Below are 20,177 nucleotides of genomic sequence, written 5' to 3'. Positions count from 1 at the left end.
CGCTTGCTTCTACAGTCACTGTAGAAATTAGACTCCAAATCAAAGGTAGGAGTCAAGAAAATGAGTTGCCGCTCAAACGACCAAAAATTCGACGGCGCATCAGTTGCGTATCGTCGCGCCCTCTGGGCCGTCATTTTCATCAATCTGGTGATGTTTGCCGTCGAGATTACAGCTGGGTTCGCCTCCGGCTCACAAGCCCTTAAAGCCGACGCCCTCGACTTCGCCGGTGACACAATGACTTATACCATCAGCCTACTGGTGATCGGTTCGAGCCTGGCGCTGCGTGCTCGGGCCGCGCTGTTCAAAGGCGGCCTCTTGGTCGTTATTGCGATCTCCGTACTCGGCATGACCTTGATGCGCACCCTGTCCGGCGAGCCGCCGATTGCCGAAACCATGGGCATCGTCGGATTCGTTGCCCTTCTGGCCAATGTCGCCAGCGTCCTGATCCTCCTGAAATGGAGGGATGGAGACGCGAACGTGCGTTCGGTGTGGCTTTGCTCCCGCAACGACGCGATTGGCAATATCGGTGTCATGATCGCTGGTGGCCTTGTCGCCCTCACCGGAAGTGCATGGCCCGATCTTGTTCTGGCCTTCGCATTGGCTGCGCTCTTCACGCGCTCGGCTTGGTTGATCTGCACTCAGGCGCTCGCTGAGCTGCGAAGCCACAACCACGCTATCGCTGAAGCCGGAGACGCGTAGATGTCACCAATGCTTATGATCGTCGTGGGGTATGTCATCATCAACGCCGTGCTCGCCGTGCCGTTCACGTTGCAAGCCCGTGCAGACTTTCAACGCCTCGGGAAATGGTCTCGGCCAACAGCGTTTTTCTCTGGCCTCATTATGCATGGGCATTTTCTCGCGACGATTGCTCTCGCATGGCTCGATCGCGGCAGCTTGTTCCAACCGAACCTGATCTCGCTTGCACTGGGCAGCGCACTCTTTCTTGGCGGCGCAATTGTCATCTTTCTCGGACGCTACGCCTATGGTTCTCAGGAGCGCGTTTATGGTCTGCTCGAAGACGAACTAATCCAACACGGGATCTATCAACACACTCGCAACCCTCAGTATGTGGGCTATGGGGCCATGTTCGTCGGCAGCGCGGTGGCCGCCGGATCAACATTCGCGCTTCTGTCGGCAATCTCGTTCTTGATAATCATCCATGTGTTCATCACCTGGGTCGAAGAGCCTCACATGAGCCGAACCTTCGGAGATAGGTTCGAGCAATACACTGAAACTGTGCGGAGATACTGGTAGTCCAACGCGAACCACTGGATCGTGCCGCTGGGTGCGTATTCGCTCAGATTGGTTCGCCGATGGAGTAGAGCGTTTCCAGGCGAGTTAGTTTAGTGCGGTTTTTGACGACTTCAGCGACAAAACCAACGCGCAATCTGGCTTGTCTGTTCGCTCGCACTGGCCCGTGATTTCTTCCAGAGATGTAGCGAGCTACTTTAGGTCGTCGATCTTTTGGTGGATGTGAAACAGGTGGTTTTCTGCAATTTCCGCGACCTGTTTGCAGGAATATGATTGGCTTTCAGTCATGGTCAGCAGCTCCCTCACTTCCGCGAGTGCAAAGCCCAGCTGTCGCAGCCGAAAAGCAAACCGCAAGCGTTCAATGTCGGCCTGCGTATAGAGCCGGTGACCTGCTTTCGAGCGCGTGGACGCGGCAACTAGGCCGATGTTTTCATAATACCGGATCGTTTCGATATTGCTGTCCAGCAGCTTGGCAGCGGCGCCGCGGTTGTCGGCTTGCAGTCAACCGGCGAGCGGGTGAACTCTACTCTTTGGTCGAGCGTCTTTTGGCTCAACTTGTATGTCTATCTGCATTTCGGAGGGTCCTTCCTCCTGGCTGCCGCCTTCGGAACCCCCGGCTGCGAGATGCGCGCAATACCGATCTTGATCGGACGTATCGCCGGGTGTGGTATCCGCGATCACGAGTGTCCAGGACCGATTGGCTCAATCGATCGACGGGAGCGTTCCTTTAAATCCAATGGCTGATATCCAAATCAAATCAACGCTCACCTGTCCGCAATGTGGCTATGTGCACGCCGACCTGGAGATGCCGACCAACGCCTGCCAGTTCTTTTTAGACTGTCCGTCGTGCGACACGCTTCTGAAGCCGAAGTCAGGCGATTGCTGCGTCTTCTGCTCCTATGGAACAGTCCCGTGTCCACCAATCCAAGAAAGCAATGTATGTTGTGGGCAGTAAAGGAATAGCGCTTCACCATTTTTTGTAGGCGTACGGTGATTTCAGGAAAACAATTTCAATTAATCTATTTTTTTCTAATAATCGATCGATTGGATAGCGGTTCAATCTGAAACGTATACTTTCTATGCAATGAGAGAGTTATATATAATTGCCCTTTGACCTCTTTGTAGCTTCAACTCGTCGCTTGATAAGAAAAGCCCCTGTCATGCGGGACTATTTATCGTTCGCCTGACAGCATTGCAGCGTGATTTGTTCTAACCGTAACCATGCATCGGTCGCTGTTCAAGATCTCGGCCCTGTTGACCGACTATATTCATAGAAGGGGACGCCCGAAAGTGCGTTTGAAAATATCCATGCGTGGGCGAATGTTGGACCGTTTCCAGGAAATTGGTTGAGCGCTGCGACCGGGACTTCATCACACGTGGCGCTTCTCTTGCGAGAAATTCAATAGTCGGCCGGTGAAAAATTGGTCTTGCGGACACTGAACTGATGACACGATCAACCAGGTTAACATTGCATTCTTACCGTCATTTCGATTTTCGTTTCCCATCCACCGCCACTATCCTTCAGTCGACGTTGATTGCCGCGACCGGTTCAAGGAGAACCGGCAAGCCGTTCCGGAAGAATGGCGGGGTCTGGCTGCCTAAAGACGCCTGTGCTGGAAAACCCAGACCGCTTCGCTTTCGTCTGACAGCACCCCCAGGACCGGCATCACATATCATCCAGGCACAAATACGAGACTTGATCACCGACTGCCGCCGCGACCGCATTCGGCAAGCGACGGATCAGCGCGTTCGCGGATGCCAGGCCGGACAGGGCGGATGAATCCTGATTGCTCACCGCGCGTATCGTCTTCGATTTTTCGTCCAACCGTGCACGTAACATATTCTCGCGCGGTCCATTCGGTGGCAGGTTTGTGGCTAATGCGGCGCTGTGGAATGATACGCAGCTCGAGCGGCCCAGCATTCCATTCAAGAGCGGTTTCAGGCAGAGCTGTGCCATTACCATGGCGGATACCGGATTGCCCGGCAGGCCAAGCACACGTGTTTCGCTAAGCGCGCCGAACCAGGTTGGCTTCCCCGGTTTGATGGCAATTTTCTCAAACCATAATTTTCCGCCCATTTCACCAAATACACGCCGGAGATGGTCATGATCGCCAACCGATGCACCCCCAATCGTGACGAGGAGATCGACATCCGTTGCTTGCGCTAGCTTGGCACGGACATCTTCCGCATCGTCACGTGCGATACCCAGATAGACCGGGATGCCGCCCCACTGTTCCACGAGGGCTGACAGGCCGGGACCCAGTGAATTGATAATCTGTCCGGGTGCGGTCTTTGCGCCGGGCTCAACCAGTTCATTGCCGGACGAAAGGATGCCGACGCGTGGCTGTTTACTGACCAAAATCTGGCCAATGCCGGCGCTTACCGCGAGAGAGATTGCTGCGGGTGTTAGCCGCATACCTTTTGCAAGTAACTCTGACCCCGCTTCGAAATCGATACCGGCGACACGGATGTGCTTTCCGGGTTCTGCTGCCTGTGCGGTCATTATCGAGTTGCCGTTGCGCGTACAGTTTTCCTGAATGACCACTTGGTCGGCGCCGTCCGGCATGACCGCTCCGGTCGAAATCCGCGAACATTCGTCCTTCTCGATCGGCCGCTGGCTAGCATGACCGGCTGCCGATTCACCCGTGATGGAAAGAGTCACGGGTTTGCCAGTTAGATCGGCCGATCGCACAGCGTAACCGTCCATGGCAGAAGCATTAAAAGGAGGTTGAGTCCGCAGTGCTTTAACGGGATTGTGCAGAATGCGTTCGCGCGCGCCAATGATGTCGATACTCTCACTGGTCAGCGGGCGGACCTTCGCAGCGATTATTTCCAAGGCTTCGTCAAGCGATATCATCTGCTCGCGTCCTTTCGCCGGTAGTCGCCGGACGTACCGCCGGTTTTTTTAAGCAATTCAAGCCGCGAAATTGTCATCGCCTTGTCGATGGCTTTGGTCATGTCGTAGAGCGTCAGAGCGGCAATGGATGCAGCCGTCAACGCCTCCATCTCGACGCCCGTTTTTCCACTGCATCGGACCGCCGCCCGGATATCGAACCCGGTCCCGGCGGAATCCGGTTCGATGCTGACCCGGACCGAGCTTAGCGGCAGGGGGTGGCACAAGGGGATCAGCGAAGTGGTCCGCTTCGCGGCCATGATGCCCGCCAGTTCGGCGGTGTGAATGGCATTGCCCTTCGGGCCCTGGCCGCTGCGGATGGCCTCGAAGGCCGCGGGCGACATCGCGATATGAGCGCCGGCAGTCGCCTGCCTTTCGGTTGAGGCCTTTTCGCCGACATCGACCATGCGAACCCGGCCCTGCTCGTCCTGATGCGTCAATTTTTTCGACATCTAGGTCTCCGTCAGTCGCGGGAGGAGCTCGACCAGATTGCAGGGCCGGTGGGTGCGGTCGAACTCGTCGCGCAGGATATAATTCCAGGCGTCGCGGCAACCGCCCGAGGAGCCCGGAATCGCGAACACATAGGTGCCGCCGCCGATGCCGGCGATGGCGCGGGACTGGATGGTGGAGACGCCCACCGACTTGAAGCTCACTTGGTGGAAAACCGCAGCAAACCCGTCCATCTCCTTGTCGAACAGTGGCCGCACGGCTTCCGGCGTTACATCGCGGCCGGTCAGGCCGGTGCCACCGGTTGTGATGATAGCATGAATGGCGGGTTGCGCGATCCAGTCCTTGAGCTTTGCCTGGATGTCGGGGACTTCGTCATGGACGATCGCATGATCGATAACGGTGTGGCCCTCGGCCTCTATCTGTTCGCGCAGCCAGGGGCCGGTCTTGTCGGTCCGGGTGTCGCGCGTGTCGGATACGGTCATCACCGCAAACCCGACCGATTCCGGAATGGTGGTCATGTTCCCGTCTCCAGCCATTGGTTTGCCTCGCGATGATCGGTGGATGTCGGCTCGATCCAGACGGCGCTGTCACCGCGCCATTCCCGTTTCCAGAACGGGGCTTCGGTCTTGAGCACGTCGATCGTGAACGCCACCGCATCCAGCGCGGCACGGCGATGCGGGGCTTGCGCGATGATGTGTACGATCGGTTCTCCGGGCGGCATTCGCCCGTGGCGGTGCGCGATCAGCAGAGCGGTCAAAGAGAAGCGGTCGAGGGCGGATTCGCCAATGCTTCGGAGCGCTGGCTCGGTCATGACCGGGTGATGCTGGAGTTCCAACGCGGTCAGATCCTCAGACTTGCGGACCCGGCCGGTAAAGCTGGCGATGCCGCCAACGGACAGATTGTCCGGCAGCGCTCTGTCGAGTGCAGGAATATCGAGGCGTTCGCCCGTCAGATGCACATGGAGATTCGCCATCAGCCACCCGAAAAAGGTGAGAGAAAAGCGATACGGTCGCCGTCGGCGAGATCGAGCCTGTCATGGCGGCTCACAAGCTGGTCATTGACCGCGATCCGAAGGTAATCCGCCTGCAGGATCGCGCTGTCTTCAAAGGTTTGCGCCAGCTGTTGGATGAGATCGGCCAGGGTCGCCGGCGGCTCCGCGATCTGGACACTGCGCCCCGCTCCGCCCATCCGGTCCTGGATCGGGCCATAGAATTTGAGCTCAATCCGCATGCGCTAGCCCCCGGTTCGTGCCATGTCGCGATCGACGGCGGCGCCAGCCCCCGGCGAGACATCAAAGTCATGCCCCCAGGGTTTCTCGGCCATGGCATCGTCCAGTGCGTGCTCGAGCGCGGCCGGCCCTCCGTTGCGAAGGGCGTGACGCAAGTCGATGCGGCCGCTCTTGCCAAGGCAGGTGAAAAGCTCCCCCGTACAGGTCACGCGGACACGATTGCAGCTGTCACAGAAATTGCCGGTCAGCGGCGAGATGAAGCCGAGCCGGCCGCCCGTGTCTTCCACCCTGACATAGCGGGCTGGTCCGCCGGTATTGTCGGGCAGATCGGTCAGCGTCCATCGGTCGGAAAGGGTCGCGCACACATCCCGCAGCGAGAGGAATTGTGCCGAGCGGTCAGCGCCGATTTCTCCCACCGGCATCACCTCGATCAGCGACACGTCATGGCCCTCGCCATGGGCCCATCGGATCAGCTCGGGCAGGTGGACCTCATTGATGCTGGCCATGGCCACGGCGTTGATCTTGACCTGCAGCCCGGCAGCTTTCGCGGCCGCGATACCGGCCAGCGCGTTATTGACATCCCCGCCGCGGGTCAGTCGCCGGTAGACGTCCGAATCCAGCGTATCGAGCGAAATGTTAAGGCGCTGGATGCCAGCGGCGGCGAGCCGATCTGCGAAGCGCGGCAGCTGGGTTGCATTGGTCGTCAGGCAGAGTTCCTTCAGCCCGGCCCGACCGATCCGCGTGCCCAGATTTTCGATCAGGGACAGGACATCCTTGCGCACCAGCGGCTCGCCGCCGGTCAGCCGGATCTTGGTCACGCCGCGGGCGATGAAGGCATCGCAGAGGATGGTTAGCTCCTCGAGCGAGAGGAGATCGGCCTTCGGGAGGAAGTCCGGCCGCGCTTTCATGCAATAGACGCAGCGCAGATCGCAGCGATCCGTCACCGACAGGCGGAGATAGGTTATCTGCCGGCCGAACCGGTCGATCAAAGGGGGCGCGGGGTTGACCCCTACATTGCGGTCCATGACGGACTCCTCGCCAAGCTGCTTTGCTTGACAAACATCAATTCCGTTCATTTGCCAAGCGACGCGAGGTCGCAGGTCAACGCAGTTTGAGGGCTGCGGTCAATTCCTCAGCGGTATTGAGATTGGCGAAGCGGGCCAGCCGGTCTTCCGGAAGATCTCGCCATTGCACCGGCAGAGCCGCCAGCAGCGATCGTATGGAATGCACCTTGTCCCGCGGCGGCAGGGACAGCCCGGCCGGCATGTAAACCGGCAGGGGGTGGTTTTCCCAGGCCCGGCAATGCCCGGACTGACCGGCCAGCAATTCCGTCAAATCGGCCGCCTGCAGCAGCGGCATGTCGACCGGCAGGAAGAGGGCACCTTCGAAAGCGCTTCCCAGAAAGTCCAGACAGTCCAGCATGGCCTGGGCCGGGCCGCTGCCGGACTGGCTGTCGGGAATCGCATTTTCCGCCTGTGGCCGGCCACTGACAAAGACCGCATCACACCCTGCTTTGCTCGAGAGCGATCGGGCGATGTCGATCAAGCGGCGGCCATCAAATTCCAGTTCAACCTTATCGGCGCCCATGCGGCGGGATTGACCTCCAGCCAGGATGATGCCGGCAAGCCATGGCTTATCAGCTGGCCGGGTCATCAATTAACCGGTTCGGCTTTGCGATGGCTTCCAATGCGCTTCGATCGATAATCTCGATCCGCGCGCCATCCATCAGGATCCCGTGAGATTGTAAGGCTCCGAATGCGCGCGAGAGGTTTTCCGGTGTCATGCCCAGAATGGAAGCAAGATTGCGTTTTCCATAAGGCAGTTCAACCAGCTCCTTGCCCGCCGATTTGTCCTGCAGGCGTAGAATGTAATTGCCGACCCGCTCGACCGAGGTACGCAGCTTGAGATTCTTCATGGATTTGACGACACCCCGATAGCAGGTCGCCAGTTCGGTAACGATCGCCCGTGCGAAAGCCGGGTCTTTATCGAAAATACGCCGGATATTGCCAGACGGAATCAGCACGAGTTTGGACGGTTGGATCGTTCGCGCAGACATCAGGAATGGCGCGTCCTTGATGGTTGCTGCCAGAATGAAAGTGGAGACAGGCGATACGATAGCCATTGATGTTTCCCGGTCATGGCTTGATGAGAACAGCTCCACACTGCCCTCCACAACGATATGGAGAAAATCGGCCGGGTCGCCCTCGCGGATCAGATCTACATGGGAAGGAAATTGTTGTGCGTAAGACGCTTTCAGCAGCTCATCCAAAACAGCTTCGTCGAGTGACATGAAGAGCGGTAGGTTGCGAACAAGGTCTCTATCAGAATCGCGCATAAAGGAATTCTGGCCCCATCAAGAATATGATGCCTCCACCGTTAACGCGCGAATTGATTTGTATCAAGTGAGGTGTTGATAAATTATCTATACTTTATTGATTTGTAGAAAATTGAAAATAAAAATTTTCCCATTCAACAATTGTATGTGCGCTGCATTGACGCGCGACAAGTATTGCAATTCCCTGTCTTGAGTAAGGTTTCTATAAATCCCCTATCAACTCGCTCAAGTGAGCAGTATCGATCTGGGGGCAATCATGCACACACTCGACGGCGTCACACCCGGTCGGCAAAGACAGGCTCTGGGAATGAGCCTTCTGGCTTTTACCGTCTGCTTTGCGGTTTGGACGATCTTCTCAATTATCGGCGTTCGTATCAAACAGGAACTTGGACTCTCCGAGACGCAATTCGGCCTGCTGGTCGCCACCCCGGTTCTGACCGGATCCATCAGCCGCATATTTCTTGGCATCTTAACCGAGCAATATGGCGGTCGGATCATGTTCCCGATCCAGATGGTGACAACGGCTGTTGCCGCGTTTCTGCTGTCCATGGCCGACAGCTACCCGTTGTTTCTTCTGGCAGCGTTGGGCGTCGGCTTGGCAGGCGGATCTTTCATCATCGGTATCGCTTACGTCTCCCGATGGTATGAAGCAAAATCCCAAGGAACGGCGCTAGGTATATTTGGTGTCGGCAATATGGGGGCGGCTGTAACCAATTTCGGCGCGCCATTTCTGGTGGTCGCGTTTGGCTGGCAGATGACGGCTCAAATATATGCCGGCGTATTGGTGCTTATGGCGATCATTTTCTGGGTCTTTACCAAGGATGACCCGGTTCTGGTCGCGCAACGGAAGTCCGGTGCCAAACCCGCCTCAGCGCTGATGCAGCTGGAGCCGCTGAAAAACCCGCAAGTCTGGCGCTTCGCAACCTATTACTTCTTTGTCTTCGGCGCGTTTGTGGCGCTCGCCTCTTGGCTGCCGCGCTATTATGTCGGCGCCTATGATCTCAGCCTCCAGTCGGCGGGTATGCTGGCCGCAGCCTATTCTCTGCCGGCCTCCATTTTCCGCGCGCTCGGCGGCTGGATGTCCGACAAGTGGGGGGCACGTTTCGTGATGTACCTCACCTTCATCATTTCTCTGATCTGCCTGTTCGTGCTCAGCTATCCGGAAACACGCTACATCGTCAGCGGTATTGATGGACCAATCGAATTTAGCTTTGGCATCGGTGTTACTGCGTTCGCCGTTCTGACTATTGGTCTCGGCTTTGTCATGTCGCTTGGCAAGGCGGCCGTCTACAAGCACATCCCGGTCTATTACCCGCACCATGTCGGCGCGGTGGGCGGTCTGGTGGGCATGATTGGCGGGTTGGGCGGTTTCGTGCTGCCGATCAGCTTCGGCATCATGAATGATCTCACCGGTGTGTGGACCAGCTGTTTCATGCTGATGTTCCTCATCGTGCTGGTTTCCACGCTCTGGATGCATGTTGCCATTCGGCGGATGGAACGCCGCAAATTCCCGCAACTGGCTGATGAAACCCATCTCAGCGACGTGCCTGACGCGCCTCTCCCCGCGCCGAAGGCCAGCTGAGCCAGGGCCGTGGTGGTCTGTCATCCCCTGCCAGCGCTACCACGGCACACCTGAAATACAAGGAAACCAAAATGGCTAAAGACCTCTACGACTGGAACCCTGAAGATTCGGAGCAATGGGAATCCACCGGCAAGAAAATTGCTAACCGGAACCTATGGATATCCATCCCGGCGCTGCTCTGCGGTTTCGCGGTCTGGCTCTATTGGGGGATAATTACGGTTCAGATGATCAATCTGGGTTTTGATTTCACCCAGTCTGAACTGTTTACCCTGGCCGCAATCGCTGGCCTTTCCGGCGCGACCTTGCGTATCCCGTCTACTTTCTTCATCCGGATGGCGGGCGGGCGGAACACCATCTTCCTGACAACAGCTCTATTGATCATTCCGGCAGCGGGCACGGGATTCTTCCTACTGGATCCAGAAACACCGCTCTGGAAGTTTCAGTTGATGGCACTTCTGTCCGGCTTTGGCGGGGGCAATTTTGCCAGCTCGATGTCGAATATCAGCTTCTTTTTCCCGAAGAAGATTCAGGGCTATTCGCTCGGCATGAATGCCGGTCTCGGAAATTTCGGCGTCACCACCATGCAGATATTGATCCCGTTGGTGATGACGGCTGGCATTTTCGGCGGCGCGCCAATGGTGCTGGAGAATATGTCCGGCACGCTGATCGGGCGGATTCCCGCAGGCACGGAAACCTACTTGCACAATGCAGGCTTTATCTGGGTGGTGATCCTGGTGCCGATTGTGATCGCGGCGTGGTTCGGGATGAACAATATCCGCGATGAGCATGTCTCGCCGGATATCGGCTCGCCGCCAGCCGCTTTTGCCAAAATTCTCGGCATGTTGGCCATCGGCCTGATCACGGCAGCGGCTGGCCTGTGGCTGATGCTGCCGGCCGAGACCGGTGGTTCGGGTTGGGGCGTGTCGAAATGGCTGGTTTTACCCGCTGTGATCGCGGCCACCGTTTTCGCCCTGAAGGCTATTCCCGGCGCCATCCGTAAAAGCCTCAATCACCAGTACAAAATCTTCCGGAACAACCACACCTGGGCGATGACGGTGATCTATACGATGACCTTCGGATCCTTCATTGGATATGCTGCGGCCTTCGGTCTCGCCATCAAAGTCATCTTCGGCTTCCAGCACCTGATAGTCGATGGCGTGATGACCCACGACACGGTAAACTCTAACGGGCCGAGCGCGTTGATGTTCGCGTGGACAGGCCCGTTTATCGGGGCGCTGATCCGCCCGATAGGCGGCAAGCTGGCTGACCGATTCGGCGGTGCACTGGTTACGCAAATCATCTCGGTCGTCATGGTCATATGTGCACTGGGTGTCGCCTGGTTCATGAAACAGGCCTATGGCTCAGCAACGCCGGAAGAATACTTCACACCTTTCCTGATCCTTTTCCTGATCCTGTTTGCCGCGACCGGCATCGGAAATGGCTCCACTTTCCGCACCATCGCCGTCGTTTTTGACCGTGAGCAGGCGGGCCCGGTCCTGGGCTGGACCTCAGCGGTCGCTGCCTATGGCGCCTTCATTATTCCACAGGTTTTCGGCGAGCAGATCCGAGCCACTACGCCCGAATACGCGCTGATCGGTTTCGCTGTTTTCTACGCCATCTGCATCGCCATCAACTGGTGGTTCTACCTGCGTCCCGGCGCCGATGTGAAAAACCCATAAAGGATTGATATTATGAGCCACCTCCTTGACCGCCTGACGTTTTTCACGCGTAAGACCAACACCTTTTCCGACGGGCATGGCATCACCACGACCGAGGACCGGCAATGGGAGGACTCCTACCGCAAGCGCTGGCAGCACGACAAAATTGTCCGCTCGACGCATGGTGTGAATTGTACCGGATCCTGCAGTTGGAAGATCTATGTGAAGGGTGGGCTGGTCACTTGGGAAACCCAGCAGACGGATTATCCGCGGACCCGGCCTGACCTGCCTAACCACGAGCCGCGCGGCTGCTCGCGCGGGGCCAGCTATTCCTGGTACATGTATTCGGGCAATCGCCTGAAATACCCGCTGATCCGTTCGCGCCTTCTGAAGGCTTGGCGCAAGGCACGCGAAACGCTGGCACCGATGGCCGCCTGGCGGTCCATCCAGTCCGACCCGAAAGTGCGGGCCTCTTATGTCTCAAAGCGCGGGTCGGGCGGCTTCGTCCGCGCGACCTGGGACGAGGTCAATGAGATCATTGCTGCGGCGAATGCCTATACCGCCAAGGAATATGGCCCGGACCGGGTATTCGGTTTCTCGCCCATCCCGGCCATGTCGATGGTCTCCTATGCCGCCGGTTCGCGCTATCTGTCGCTGCTGGGCGGGGTCTGCATGTCATTCTATGACTGGTATTGCGATTTGCCGCCGGCCAGCCCGCAGACCTGGGGCGAGCAGACCGACGTTCCGGAATCAGCGGACTGGTATAATTCCGGATTTCTGCTGATCTGGGGCTCGAATGTCCCGCAAACCCGCACGCCGGACGCGCACTTCTATACCGAGGCGCGCTATCGCGGGACGAAAAGCGCGGTGATCTGCCCGGATTATTCGGAAGCCGCCAAGTTCGGCGATATCTGGCTCAACCCAAAACAGGGCACGGATGCCGCGCTGGCCATGGCAATGGGCCATGTGATCCTGCGCGAATATCATCTTGACCGGCAGGCCCCGTATTTCGAACGTTATGCGCGCGAAAATACCGACATGCCCAACCTTGTCCGCCTGGAGGAAAAGGACGGACGTCTGGTGCCGGGTCGGCTGCTGCGCGCGTCGGATTTCGATGGTGCGCTGGGCGAGGACAATAATCCGGAATGGAAAACAATTGCCTATGACCGCAAGAGCGGACGCTATGTGGCGCCGCAAGGCTCGGTCGGCTTCCGCTGGGGTGAAAGCGGCAAGTGGAATCTCGAGCAGAAGGATGGCAAGGGAGACGAGGTCGAGCTGGAGCTCTCCTTCATCCTGGACGATCGCCATGACGAGGCGGTGGATGTCGCCTTCCCGTATTTCGGCAACAAGCACCATGACCATTTTGCCGGCACGGATCATCCGGATCTGCTGAGCCGCAAACTGCCCGCCCGGCGGGTGAAGCTGGCCGATGGCGAGGCGCTGGTCGTGACCGTGTTCGACCTTCTATGCGCCAATTACGGCCTCGACCGCGGCCTGGGCGGTGATCATCTGGCCAAGAGCTATGACGAGGTCGAGCCCTACACGCCGGCCTGGGCTGAGCAGATCACCGGTGTCGACCGTCAGAAAATTATCTCGACGGCACGGGCCTTCGCCACCAATGCCGAGAAGACCGAGGGCAAGTCCATGGTCATTCTCGGGGCCGGTCTGAACCATTGGTACCACATGGACATGAACTATCGCGGCATCATCAATCTGCTGGTGATGTGCGGGTGTATTGGGCAGTCCGGTGGCGGCTGGGCGCACTATGTCGGACAGGAAAAACTGCGGCCGCAAACCGGCTGGCAACCGCTGGCCTTCGCGCTCGACTGGAACCGGCCGCCGCGTCACCAGAACTCGACCTCCTGCTGGTATGCGCACACAGATCAGTGGCGCTATGAGACACTGGATGTGGCCGAGATCGTCTCGCCCACCGCACCGGAAGGTGACTGGTCGGGGGCGATGATCGACTGGAATGTCCGCGCCGAGCGTATGGGCTGGCTGCCGTCCGCGCCCCAGCTGCAGACCAATCCGTTCGAGATTACAAAGGCTGCCGAAGCGGCCGGCAAGGACCCCAAGGAATATGTCGTCGATAGCCTGATCAATGGCGATCTGCGCATGTCCTGCGAGAACCCTGATAATCCGTCTAACTGGCCACGCAATCTGTTTGTCTGGCGCTCCAATCTGCTGGGTTCTTCCGGCAAGGGGCACGAATATTTCCTCAAACACCTTGTCGGTGCCCGCCATGGCGTGATGAGCGAGGAAGCCGATGCTGACCATCGTCCGTCCGAGGTCGACTGGCATGAAGAGGCGCCGGAAGGAAAGCTGGACCTGCTGGTGACGATTGATTTCCGCATGTCGACGACGTGCGTCTATTCCGACATCGTTCTGCCGACCGCTACCTGGTACGAGAAGAACGACCTCAACACATCGGACATGCACCCCTTCATCCATCCGCTGACGGCGGCTGTAGACCCGGCCTGGGAAGCGCGCAGCGACTGGGACATCTTCAAGGGGCTGGCGAAGAAGCTGTCGGATATCGCGCCCGAGGAAATGGGCGAAGAAACCGATATCGTCCTGACGCCGATCCTGCATGACACGCCGGGCGAGATAGCCCAGCCGTTTGATGTAAAGGACTGGCGCAAGGGCGAGACCGAAGCAATGCCCGGCAAGACCATGCCGAATATAACGGTGGTCAAGCGAAATTATGCCGACCTCTACCGAAAATTCACCTCACTCGGCCCGCTGATGAATTCGCTGGGCAATGGCGGCAAGGGCATCAGCTGGAACACCGAACACGAGGTCGAAAACCTGGCCGCGCTGAATGGTGTGGTGCTGGAGGAAGGCGTGTCGAAAGGCCGACCGAAGATCGAGACAGCGATCGATGCAGCCGAGACGATTCTCATGCTTGCGCCAGAGACAAATGGCGAAGTGGCTGTCAAGGCGTGGGATGCGCTGTCGAAGAATACCGGCCGCGATCACACCCATCTCGCCTTGCCCAAGGAAGACGAGAAAATCCGCTTCCACGATGTTGTGTCGCAACCGCGCAAGATCATCTCCTCGCCGACCTGGTCCGGGTTGGAGAGCGAGAAGGTCTGCTACAATGCTGGCTATACGAATGTGCATGAGCGCATTCCCTGGCGAACCCTGACAGGCCGCCAACAGCTCTACCAGGACCATAAATGGATGTTGGCTTTCGGGGAGGGGCTGTGTGTCTACCGGCCGCCGATTGATACGGCGACGGTGGCCCCGGTCATCGATTCCAAACCGAATGGCAATCAGCAGGTCGTGCTGAACTTCATCACGCCGCACCAGAAATGGGGCATCCACTCCACCTATACCGACAATCTTCTGATGCTGACGCTGTCGCGGGGCGGGCCGATTGTCTGGTTGTCGGAAGATGACGCGAAAGCCGCGGGCATTGTCGATAATGACTGGGTCGAGGCGTATAATTCCAACGGTGCCCTGGTGGCTCGGGCTGTGGTGTCCCAGCGCATCAAGCCGGGTACGCTGTTCATGTACCACGCCCAGGAAAAGATCGTGAATGTTCCGGGCTCGGAACTGACCGGGCAACGCGGCGGCATCCACAATTCGGTGACCCGGGCGACGCTGAAGCCGACCCACATGATCGGCGGCTACGCCCAGCAATCTTATGGTTTCAACTATTACGGCACGGTCGGTTCGAACCGCGATGAGTTCGTGATCGTCCGCAAGATGGACAAGGTCGACTGGCTGGAAGGGCCGGCTGCCGATGCAATGGAGGCGGCAGAATGAAGATCCGCGCACAAATCGGAAAAGTCCTGAACCTCGACAAATGCATTGGCTGTCACACCTGCTCGGTAACCTGCAAGAATGTGTGGACCAGCCGCGAAGGCGTTGAATACGCCTGGTTCAACAATGTCGAGACAAAACCCGGCGTCGGCTATCCGAAGGACTGGGAAAACCAGGGCCGCTGGAATGGTGGCTGGAAACGCTCGAAGAATGGCAGCCTTCACCCGAAAATGGGGTCGAAATGGCGGATTCTGGCGAAGATTTTCGCCAATCCGGACCTGCCGCAGATAGACGATTACTACGAGCCTTTCACTTTCGACTACGGGCATTTGCAAAGTGCGCCGGAATCAAAGGCCTTCCCGACGGCACGTCCGCGATCGCTTATTTCCGGCGAACGGATGGAAAAGATCGAATGGGGTCCGAACTGGGAAGAGATCCTGGGCGGTGAATTCTCCAAGCGCTCGGAAGACTACAATTTCGAGGGCGTCCAGAAGGAGATTTACGGCCAGTTCGAAAACACCTTTATGATGTATCTGCCGCGCCTGTGCGAGCATTGCCTCAACCCGACCTGTGCCGCGGCCTGTCCGTCGGGCGCGATCTACAAGCGGGATGAGGACGGCATTGTCCTGATCGACCAGGAGAAATGCCGCGGCTGGCGTATGTGCGTGTCCGGCTGCCCGTACAAGAAGATCTATTACAACTGGTCCAGCGGCAAATCCGAGAAATGCACCTTTTGCTATCCGCGGATCGAAGTCGGCCAGCCGACAGTTTGTTCGGAAACCTGTGTCGGCCGCATCCGCTATCTCGGCGTGATGCTCTATGACGCCGACCGTATCGAGGAAGCGGCCTCTGCCGAGGACGAGCAGGACCTGTATCAGGCCCAGCTCGACATCTTCCTGGATCCGAACGATCCCGAAATCCAGGAGCAGGCGCGCAAGGATGGTGTACCCGAGGCCTGGATCGAGGAGGCCAAGCAATCGCCGGTCTACAAGATGGCGATTGACTGGAAGGTGGCGTTCCCGCTGCACCCGGAATACCGGACACTGCCCATGGTCTGGTATGTGCCGCCACTCTCGCCGATCAAGAATGCGGCCGAGACGGGTGCTATTGAATCCGACAATGGCATGCCCGATGTACGCTCGCTGCGTATCCCGTTGCGCTATCTCGCCAATTTGCTGACTGCGGGTGATGAAGCTCCGGTGGCGCTGGCGCTGGAGCGGATGCTGGCAATGCGGGCCTATATGCGCGCCAAGACCGTGGACGGCGTGGTCGATCCTTCGATTGCCGAGGCTGTCGGGCTCGATCAGGCCCTGATCGAGGACATGTACCAGATCATGGCGATCGCGAACTATGAAGACCGGTTCGTTATTCCGACCTCCCACCGGGAAGAAGCCGAGGAGGCCTTCGATATCCGCGGCGAATGCGGGTTCAGTTTCGGCAATGGTTGTTCGGATGGTTCCAGCAAGGCCTCGCTGTTCGGCGGGTCTCGCCGGCGTGCCCAGGTCACCCCGATGGAGAGAAGCTGATGACACGGACATTCAAGGTTCTGGCGGCCCTGCTCAATTATCCGACACAGGAGATCGCTGCGGTCGCCCCTAAATTCGGTCCTGTTCTGGCGGGCGAGGCGCTTATCCCGGCTCGGCAGATCCGGGCGCTGGAAAAACTGGCCGGCCAGCTGGCCGAGCGTGATCTCTACGATCTGCAGGAGCGCTATGTGCAATTGTTCGACCGGTCGCGGTCATTATCGCTGCATCTGTTCGAGCATGTTCACGGCGAAAGCCGGGACCGCGGCCAGGCCATGGTCAATCTCAAGGCGCTCTATGAAAGCCACGGTCTGGAGCCGGCCGCCAATGAATTGCCGGACTTCCTGCCGCTCTTTCTGGAGTTCCTGTCGATGCAGGCGCTGGACGAAGCCCGCGCTCTGCTGGGCGAAGCGGTTCATGTGACCGATGCGCTGGCCGACCGGCTGAGCAAAAGAGACAGCATCTATGCCAGCGTCTTCCGGGCGCTGGGCAGTCTGGCTGACCGCAACGCCGCGCTGGATGCCGCTGTCGAGACGCCGGCTTCCGAGGACCAGAGCCTCGAAGCGCTCGACAAGGCCTGGGAAGAAGAACAGGTCGTTTTCGGCCCTGATCCCAATGCCGGATGCCCGGTCGCCAAGGACATGCTGGCGGACATGGTACCGCCCCCACCCCAACTCTCTGGCAATGGAGAACCAGGATGATCGATTTCCTCCATACCGCACTGTTTGGCATCTATCCCTATATCTGCCTGTCGGTTCTCGCGATCGGATCGATCATCCGCTACGACCGCGAGCCCTATACCTGGCGGGCGGGCTCCAGCCAGCTCTTGCGCCGACGTCAGCTTGTGCTGGGATCGGTTCTCTTCCATCTCGGTGTGCTGGTGATTTTCTTTGGCCACCTTGTCGGTTTGCTGACGCCGATTGCCGTGTTCGACGCGCTGGGCATCAGCCATGGTGCCAAGCAATTGCTGGCCATTATCGCTGGTGGTGTTGCCGGTGTTCTGGCGCTGATTGGTGCCAGCCTCCTCCTGCATCGCCGCCTGTTCGACGCGCGTATCCGTTCAACCACCAGCTTCGCCGACATGGCCATATTGCTGCTGCTTTATGCGCAACTGGTGCTGGGCCTCGGCACGATCGCCGTTTCCGTGAACCATCTGGATGGCCATGAAATGGTGACCTTCATGAGCTGGGCGCAGGGCATATTCACCTTCCAGGCTGATGCGGCACAGCACATTGTTCACGCTCACTGGATCTTCAAGATGCACATCTTCCTGGGGCTGACGATCTTTCTCGTCTTCCCATTCACTAGGCTGGTGCACATGTTCTCGGCCCCTGTCCGTTATGTGTTCCGCAGCGGATATCAGATCGTGCGCCGCCGCGCGCCGAAGGGGAGCGCGAAATGAGCACTGCCTCCCTGATTTCGAACACGCCTGAAGAGCCGGTTCCCGTCACTGTGAATGGCGAGACCATTCCGGCCGAGGCCATCGCAACCGAAGCCCAGAACCACACGGCCGACCGGCCTGAGAAGGCTTGGATAGCCGCAGCAGAAGCACTGGTCATCCGCGAGGCGCTTCTGCAAAAAGCGCGCGCCATCGATCTGACACCGCAACCCGTCAAGGACGGGTCGGGCCGCAGCGAGCCAGAGGACGACGCTTTGATCCGGCAATTGCTGGAGGCCAAAATATCCGTGCCCGAGCCGGATGAAGCTTCCAGCCGGCGCTATTTCGAAAAAAACCGGAAACGGTTCCGGTCTCCGGACCTGTTCGAGGCTTCTCACATATTGTTGCAGGCCGACAAGCGGGATGCCCTTGCCTACATGCGCGCTCGCAAGGAGGCCGAGGCTCTGATCGCGGCACTGAAAGACAAGCCGGACCAGTTCGGGCGGATGGCCCGGGACCGGTCCGACTGTCCATCGGCCAGCGAGGGCGGACGCCTGGGGCAGATTTCGAACGGCCAGACGACGCCTCTATTCGAGGCGGCGATAAGCAATATGACCCCAGGCGAGATCAGCTCTGGGCCTGTGGAAACGCCCTACGGGTTTCACATCATCCGGTTGGACCACATTGCGGAAGGGGTCGTGCCGGACTTCGAAACCGCTCGGCCGTTGGTCGAGGAATTTCTGCGCGATGCCAGCTGGCGGCGCGCGGTGTCGCAGTTCATTTCACTGGTGATTGGCGAGGCCAGGGTCACCGGTGTGGCGTTGAAAGGCGCGTCTTCACCGCTGGTTCAATAGTAGCCGGGTGCGAGGAGTCGAACATGAAGTTGAATAAAGCAAAAGCCAATTGGACAGGAGGTGCCGCACTGGCGCTGGCCATGATTTGGACCGGGTCGGCACGGGCCGAGCCGGAATTCATTCTGGATGCGCGATTGCGATCCGAAATAGTCGATCAGGACGGTCTGTCAGAGACGGCACAGGCCCTTACCCTGCGCACGCGCATCGGGATCGATAGCGGACCAGGCCATGATTTCCGCTTTCTGATCGAGGGCGAAAACGTCCTGCATCTTCTCGACGATTTCAATTCAACGACCAACGGAAATACCGTCTATCCGGTTGTGGCAGATCCGGAAGCGACCGAACTGAACCGTGCCCAGATTGCCTATACCGGCTTTGAAGGCACCACGCTGACGCTGGGCCGGCAGCGCGTAATCCTCGGTGATGCGCGCTATCTGGGAAATGTCGGCTTCCGCCAGAATGAACAGACATTCGATGCCTTCCGGGCGACACTGCAACAGGTTGAGAATTTGACCCTCAACTATCTCTATCTCGACAGGGTTCACCGGATTCTCGGTGATGATCACCCTGCCGGTGACTGGGATCTGGACGGGCATATTGTGACGGCGGAGTATTCAGCGTCGGCCGGGCGATTGTCGGGCTTTGCCTATCTGATTGACAATCAGGATGTAATGGCATTGTCGACCGCGACCTATGGCGTGCGTTGGCAGGGGGAGATCGCACAGGATGGATCTCCCACCTTCACTTATGCGCTGGAATATGCGCATCAGACCGACTACGCCAACAACCCGCTGAGCATTGATCTCGGCCTGTTCCGCGCCAATGCCAATGTTGCGCATAATGGCTGGTCGGCGGGACTTGGAATTGAAAATCTGGAAGGCGATGGCAGCCGTGGTTTTTCAACGCCATTGGCGACGCTGCATGCGTTCCAGGGCTGGGCGGATGTTTTTCTGGCCACTCCAGCGAACGGGCTGCGCGACATCTATGTCCGCGGTGGCTGGAATGTCAGTGACCCGCCCTTTGGCCGGACACTGTCCTTCGGTGCATTTTACCATGATTTCGAGGCGGAAAACGGCGGCGGATCGCTGGGCTCGGAATTCGATATCGTGGCGACCAGCCGGCTCAATGATCATGTCGTCCTGCAATTGAAGGGCGCTTTTTATAACGGTCCCGCCGGAGGTCCGGCGGATCGGAACAAATTCTGGATCGCATTGACATTCACGCGCTGAGGAGAGGAGGCCGGGCCGCCGGAAACGC

General features: G+C 58.4%; 20 protein-coding genes. 11 read left to right on the top strand and 9 right to left on the bottom strand.

Going from position 1 to position 20,177, the window contains the following annotated elements; translation table 11 throughout:
• The first annotated feature begins 60 nt into the window (after positions 1-60).
• Both ACO079_RS08370 and ACO079_RS08365 read left to right on the top strand, forming a co-directional pair.
• Complete coding sequence (locus ACO079_RS08370) at positions 61-699, top strand: cation transporter (protein WP_421789194.1); 639 nt, start codon at positions 61-63, stop codon at positions 697-699.
• Positions 700-708: 9 nt separating this feature from the next.
• Complete coding sequence (locus tag ACO079_RS08365; protein WP_421789192.1) at positions 709-1,254, top strand: PEMT/PEM2 family methyltransferase; 546 nt, start codon at positions 709-711, stop codon at positions 1,252-1,254.
• Between the two features lie 189 nt (positions 1,255-1,443).
• On the opposite strand, the gene ACO079_RS08360 is transcribed toward ACO079_RS08365, so the two are convergent.
• Positions 1,444-1,695, bottom strand: a complete 252-nt coding sequence (locus ACO079_RS08360) for a MerR family DNA-binding protein (protein WP_421792933.1) — start codon at positions 1,693-1,695, stop codon at positions 1,444-1,446.
• Positions 1,696-1,987: 292 nt separating this feature from the next.
• On the opposite strand from ACO079_RS08360, the gene ACO079_RS08355 reads away from it, so the two are divergent.
• The gene (locus ACO079_RS08355; protein WP_421789190.1) at positions 1,988-2,206 is read left to right on the top strand and encodes a GDCCVxC domain-containing (seleno)protein; all 219 of its coding nucleotides are present in this window, start codon (positions 1,988-1,990) and stop codon (positions 2,204-2,206) included.
• A gap of 711 nt (positions 2,207-2,917) precedes the next feature.
• Here ACO079_RS08355 and glp read toward each other — a convergent pair.
• The 8 genes from glp to ACO079_RS08315 all read right to left on the bottom strand — a co-directional run bounded on the left by glp (position 2,918) and on the right by ACO079_RS08315 (position 8,157).
• A complete protein-coding gene (glp, locus tag ACO079_RS08350) occupies positions 2,918-4,108 on the bottom strand; it encodes a gephyrin-like molybdotransferase Glp (RefSeq protein ID WP_421789188.1) in 1,191 nt (396 codons plus the stop codon).
• Positions 4,105-4,596, bottom strand: coding sequence for a cyclic pyranopterin monophosphate synthase MoaC (gene moaC / locus ACO079_RS08345; RefSeq protein ID WP_421789186.1), 492 nt, complete (start codon positions 4,594-4,596; stop codon positions 4,105-4,107). The genes glp and moaC overlap by 4 nt, the downstream gene beginning before the upstream one ends.
• Entirely contained in the window at positions 4,597-5,112 is a 516-nt protein-coding gene (locus ACO079_RS08340) for a molybdenum cofactor synthesis domain-containing protein (RefSeq protein ID WP_421789184.1), read from the bottom strand. It lies immediately after the preceding gene.
• Positions 5,109-5,567: a molybdenum cofactor biosynthesis protein MoaE gene (locus tag ACO079_RS08335; RefSeq protein WP_421789182.1), complete on the bottom strand. Its 459-nt coding sequence runs from the start codon at positions 5,565-5,567 to the stop codon at positions 5,109-5,111. The genes ACO079_RS08340 and ACO079_RS08335 overlap by 4 nt, the downstream gene beginning before the upstream one ends.
• Positions 5,567-5,824 carry a MoaD/ThiS family protein gene (locus ACO079_RS08330; RefSeq protein ID WP_421789181.1) on the bottom strand — a complete coding sequence of 86 codons (258 nt, stop codon included), beginning with the start codon at positions 5,822-5,824 and terminating at the stop codon, positions 5,567-5,569. The genes ACO079_RS08335 and ACO079_RS08330 overlap by 1 nt, the downstream gene beginning before the upstream one ends.
• A gap of 3 nt (positions 5,825-5,827) precedes the next feature.
• Entirely contained in the window at positions 5,828-6,847 is a 1,020-nt protein-coding gene (gene moaA / locus ACO079_RS08325) for a GTP 3',8-cyclase MoaA (RefSeq protein ID WP_421789179.1), read from the bottom strand.
• A gap of 76 nt (positions 6,848-6,923) precedes the next feature.
• The gene (locus tag ACO079_RS08320) at positions 6,924-7,475 is read right to left on the bottom strand and encodes a molybdenum cofactor guanylyltransferase (RefSeq protein ID WP_421789178.1); all 552 of its coding nucleotides are present in this window, start codon (positions 7,473-7,475) and stop codon (positions 6,924-6,926) included.
• The gene (locus tag ACO079_RS08315) at positions 7,459-8,157 is read right to left on the bottom strand and encodes a helix-turn-helix domain-containing protein (protein WP_421789176.1); all 699 of its coding nucleotides are present in this window, start codon (positions 8,155-8,157) and stop codon (positions 7,459-7,461) included. Before ACO079_RS08315 ends, ACO079_RS08320 begins: the two co-directional genes overlap by 17 nt.
• 256 nt (positions 8,158-8,413) lie before the next feature.
• Here ACO079_RS08315 and ACO079_RS08310 point away from each other — a divergent pair, with 256 nt between their 5' ends.
• From ACO079_RS08310 to ACO079_RS08275, 8 genes are all read left to right on the top strand, one after another.
• Positions 8,414-9,739 (top strand): MFS transporter, encoded by a 1,326-nt coding sequence (locus ACO079_RS08310; protein ID WP_421789174.1) that lies wholly within the window; start codon positions 8,414-8,416, stop codon positions 9,737-9,739.
• A gap of 71 nt (positions 9,740-9,810) precedes the next feature.
• A complete protein-coding gene (locus tag ACO079_RS08305; protein ID WP_421789173.1) occupies positions 9,811-11,418 on the top strand; it encodes an antiporter in 1,608 nt (535 codons plus the stop codon).
• A 12-nt stretch (positions 11,419-11,430) separates the two neighbouring features.
• A complete protein-coding gene (locus tag ACO079_RS08300) occupies positions 11,431-15,168 on the top strand; it encodes a nitrate reductase subunit alpha (RefSeq protein WP_421789171.1) in 3,738 nt (1,245 codons plus the stop codon).
• On the top strand, positions 15,165-16,691 hold the full coding sequence (gene narH, locus ACO079_RS08295) for a nitrate reductase subunit beta (RefSeq protein WP_421789169.1): 1,527 nt from the start codon (positions 15,165-15,167) through the stop codon (positions 16,689-16,691). The genes ACO079_RS08300 and narH overlap by 4 nt, the downstream gene beginning before the upstream one ends.
• Complete coding sequence (gene narJ, locus ACO079_RS08290) at positions 16,691-17,389, top strand: nitrate reductase molybdenum cofactor assembly chaperone (RefSeq protein ID WP_421789167.1); 699 nt, start codon at positions 16,691-16,693, stop codon at positions 17,387-17,389. Before narH ends, narJ begins: the two co-directional genes overlap by 1 nt.
• On the top strand, positions 17,386-18,090 hold the full coding sequence (gene narI / locus ACO079_RS08285; RefSeq protein ID WP_421789165.1) for a respiratory nitrate reductase subunit gamma: 705 nt from the start codon (positions 17,386-17,388) through the stop codon (positions 18,088-18,090). The genes narJ and narI overlap by 4 nt, the downstream gene beginning before the upstream one ends.
• Positions 18,087-18,920, top strand: coding sequence for a peptidylprolyl isomerase (locus ACO079_RS08280; protein ID WP_421789163.1), 834 nt, complete (start codon positions 18,087-18,089; stop codon positions 18,918-18,920). Before narI ends, ACO079_RS08280 begins: the two co-directional genes overlap by 4 nt.
• 23 nt (positions 18,921-18,943) lie before the next feature.
• Positions 18,944-20,149: a hypothetical protein gene (locus ACO079_RS08275; protein WP_421789161.1), complete on the top strand. Its 1,206-nt coding sequence runs from the start codon at positions 18,944-18,946 to the stop codon at positions 20,147-20,149.
• Positions 20,150-20,177 lie beyond the last annotated feature (28 nt).

It is taken from the genome of Hyphobacterium sp., assembly GCF_965228115.1.
GTDB lineage: Bacteria > Pseudomonadota > Alphaproteobacteria > Caulobacterales > Maricaulaceae > Hyphobacterium.
This window is presented reverse-complemented; position numbering and strand designations above follow the sequence as displayed.

Coding starts and splice junctions, on each gene's coding strand:
- ACO079_RS08335 (WP_421789182.1), bottom strand. CDS start 5,567: ATGGCGAATCTCCATGTGCATCTGACGGGCGAACGCCTCGATATTCCT.
- narI (WP_421789165.1), top strand. CDS start 17,386: ATGATCGATTTCCTCCATACCGCACTGTTTGGCATCTATCCCTATATC.
- ACO079_RS08315 (WP_421789176.1), bottom strand. CDS start 8,157: ATGCGCGATTCTGATAGAGACCTTGTTCGCAACCTACCGCTCTTCATG.
- narJ (WP_421789167.1), top strand. CDS start 16,691: ATGACACGGACATTCAAGGTTCTGGCGGCCCTGCTCAATTATCCGACA.
- ACO079_RS08280 (WP_421789163.1), top strand. CDS start 18,087: ATGAGCACTGCCTCCCTGATTTCGAACACGCCTGAAGAGCCGGTTCCC.
- ACO079_RS08355 (WP_421789190.1), top strand. CDS start 1,988: ATGGCTGATATCCAAATCAAATCAACGCTCACCTGTCCGCAATGTGGC.
- ACO079_RS08365 (WP_421789192.1), top strand. CDS start 709: ATGCTTATGATCGTCGTGGGGTATGTCATCATCAACGCCGTGCTCGCC.
- ACO079_RS08300 (WP_421789171.1), top strand. CDS start 11,431: ATGAGCCACCTCCTTGACCGCCTGACGTTTTTCACGCGTAAGACCAAC.
- ACO079_RS08340 (WP_421789184.1), bottom strand. CDS start 5,112: ATGACCACCATTCCGGAATCGGTCGGGTTTGCGGTGATGACCGTATCC.
- glp (WP_421789188.1), bottom strand. CDS start 4,108: ATGATATCGCTTGACGAAGCCTTGGAAATAATCGCTGCGAAGGTCCGC.
- ACO079_RS08320 (WP_421789178.1), bottom strand. CDS start 7,475: ATGACCCGGCCAGCTGATAAGCCATGGCTTGCCGGCATCATCCTGGCT.
- moaA (WP_421789179.1), bottom strand. CDS start 6,847: ATGGACCGCAATGTAGGGGTCAACCCCGCGCCCCCTTTGATCGACCGG.
- narH (WP_421789169.1), top strand. CDS start 15,165: ATGAAGATCCGCGCACAAATCGGAAAAGTCCTGAACCTCGACAAATGC.
- ACO079_RS08310 (WP_421789174.1), top strand. CDS start 8,414: ATGCACACACTCGACGGCGTCACACCCGGTCGGCAAAGACAGGCTCTG.
- ACO079_RS08305 (WP_421789173.1), top strand. CDS start 9,811: ATGGCTAAAGACCTCTACGACTGGAACCCTGAAGATTCGGAGCAATGG.
- moaC (WP_421789186.1), bottom strand. CDS start 4,596: ATGTCGAAAAAATTGACGCATCAGGACGAGCAGGGCCGGGTTCGCATG.
- ACO079_RS08370 (WP_421789194.1), top strand. CDS start 61: ATGAGTTGCCGCTCAAACGACCAAAAATTCGACGGCGCATCAGTTGCG.
- ACO079_RS08330 (WP_421789181.1), bottom strand. CDS start 5,824: ATGCGGATTGAGCTCAAATTCTATGGCCCGATCCAGGACCGGATGGGC.
- ACO079_RS08275 (WP_421789161.1), top strand. CDS start 18,944: ATGAAGTTGAATAAAGCAAAAGCCAATTGGACAGGAGGTGCCGCACTG.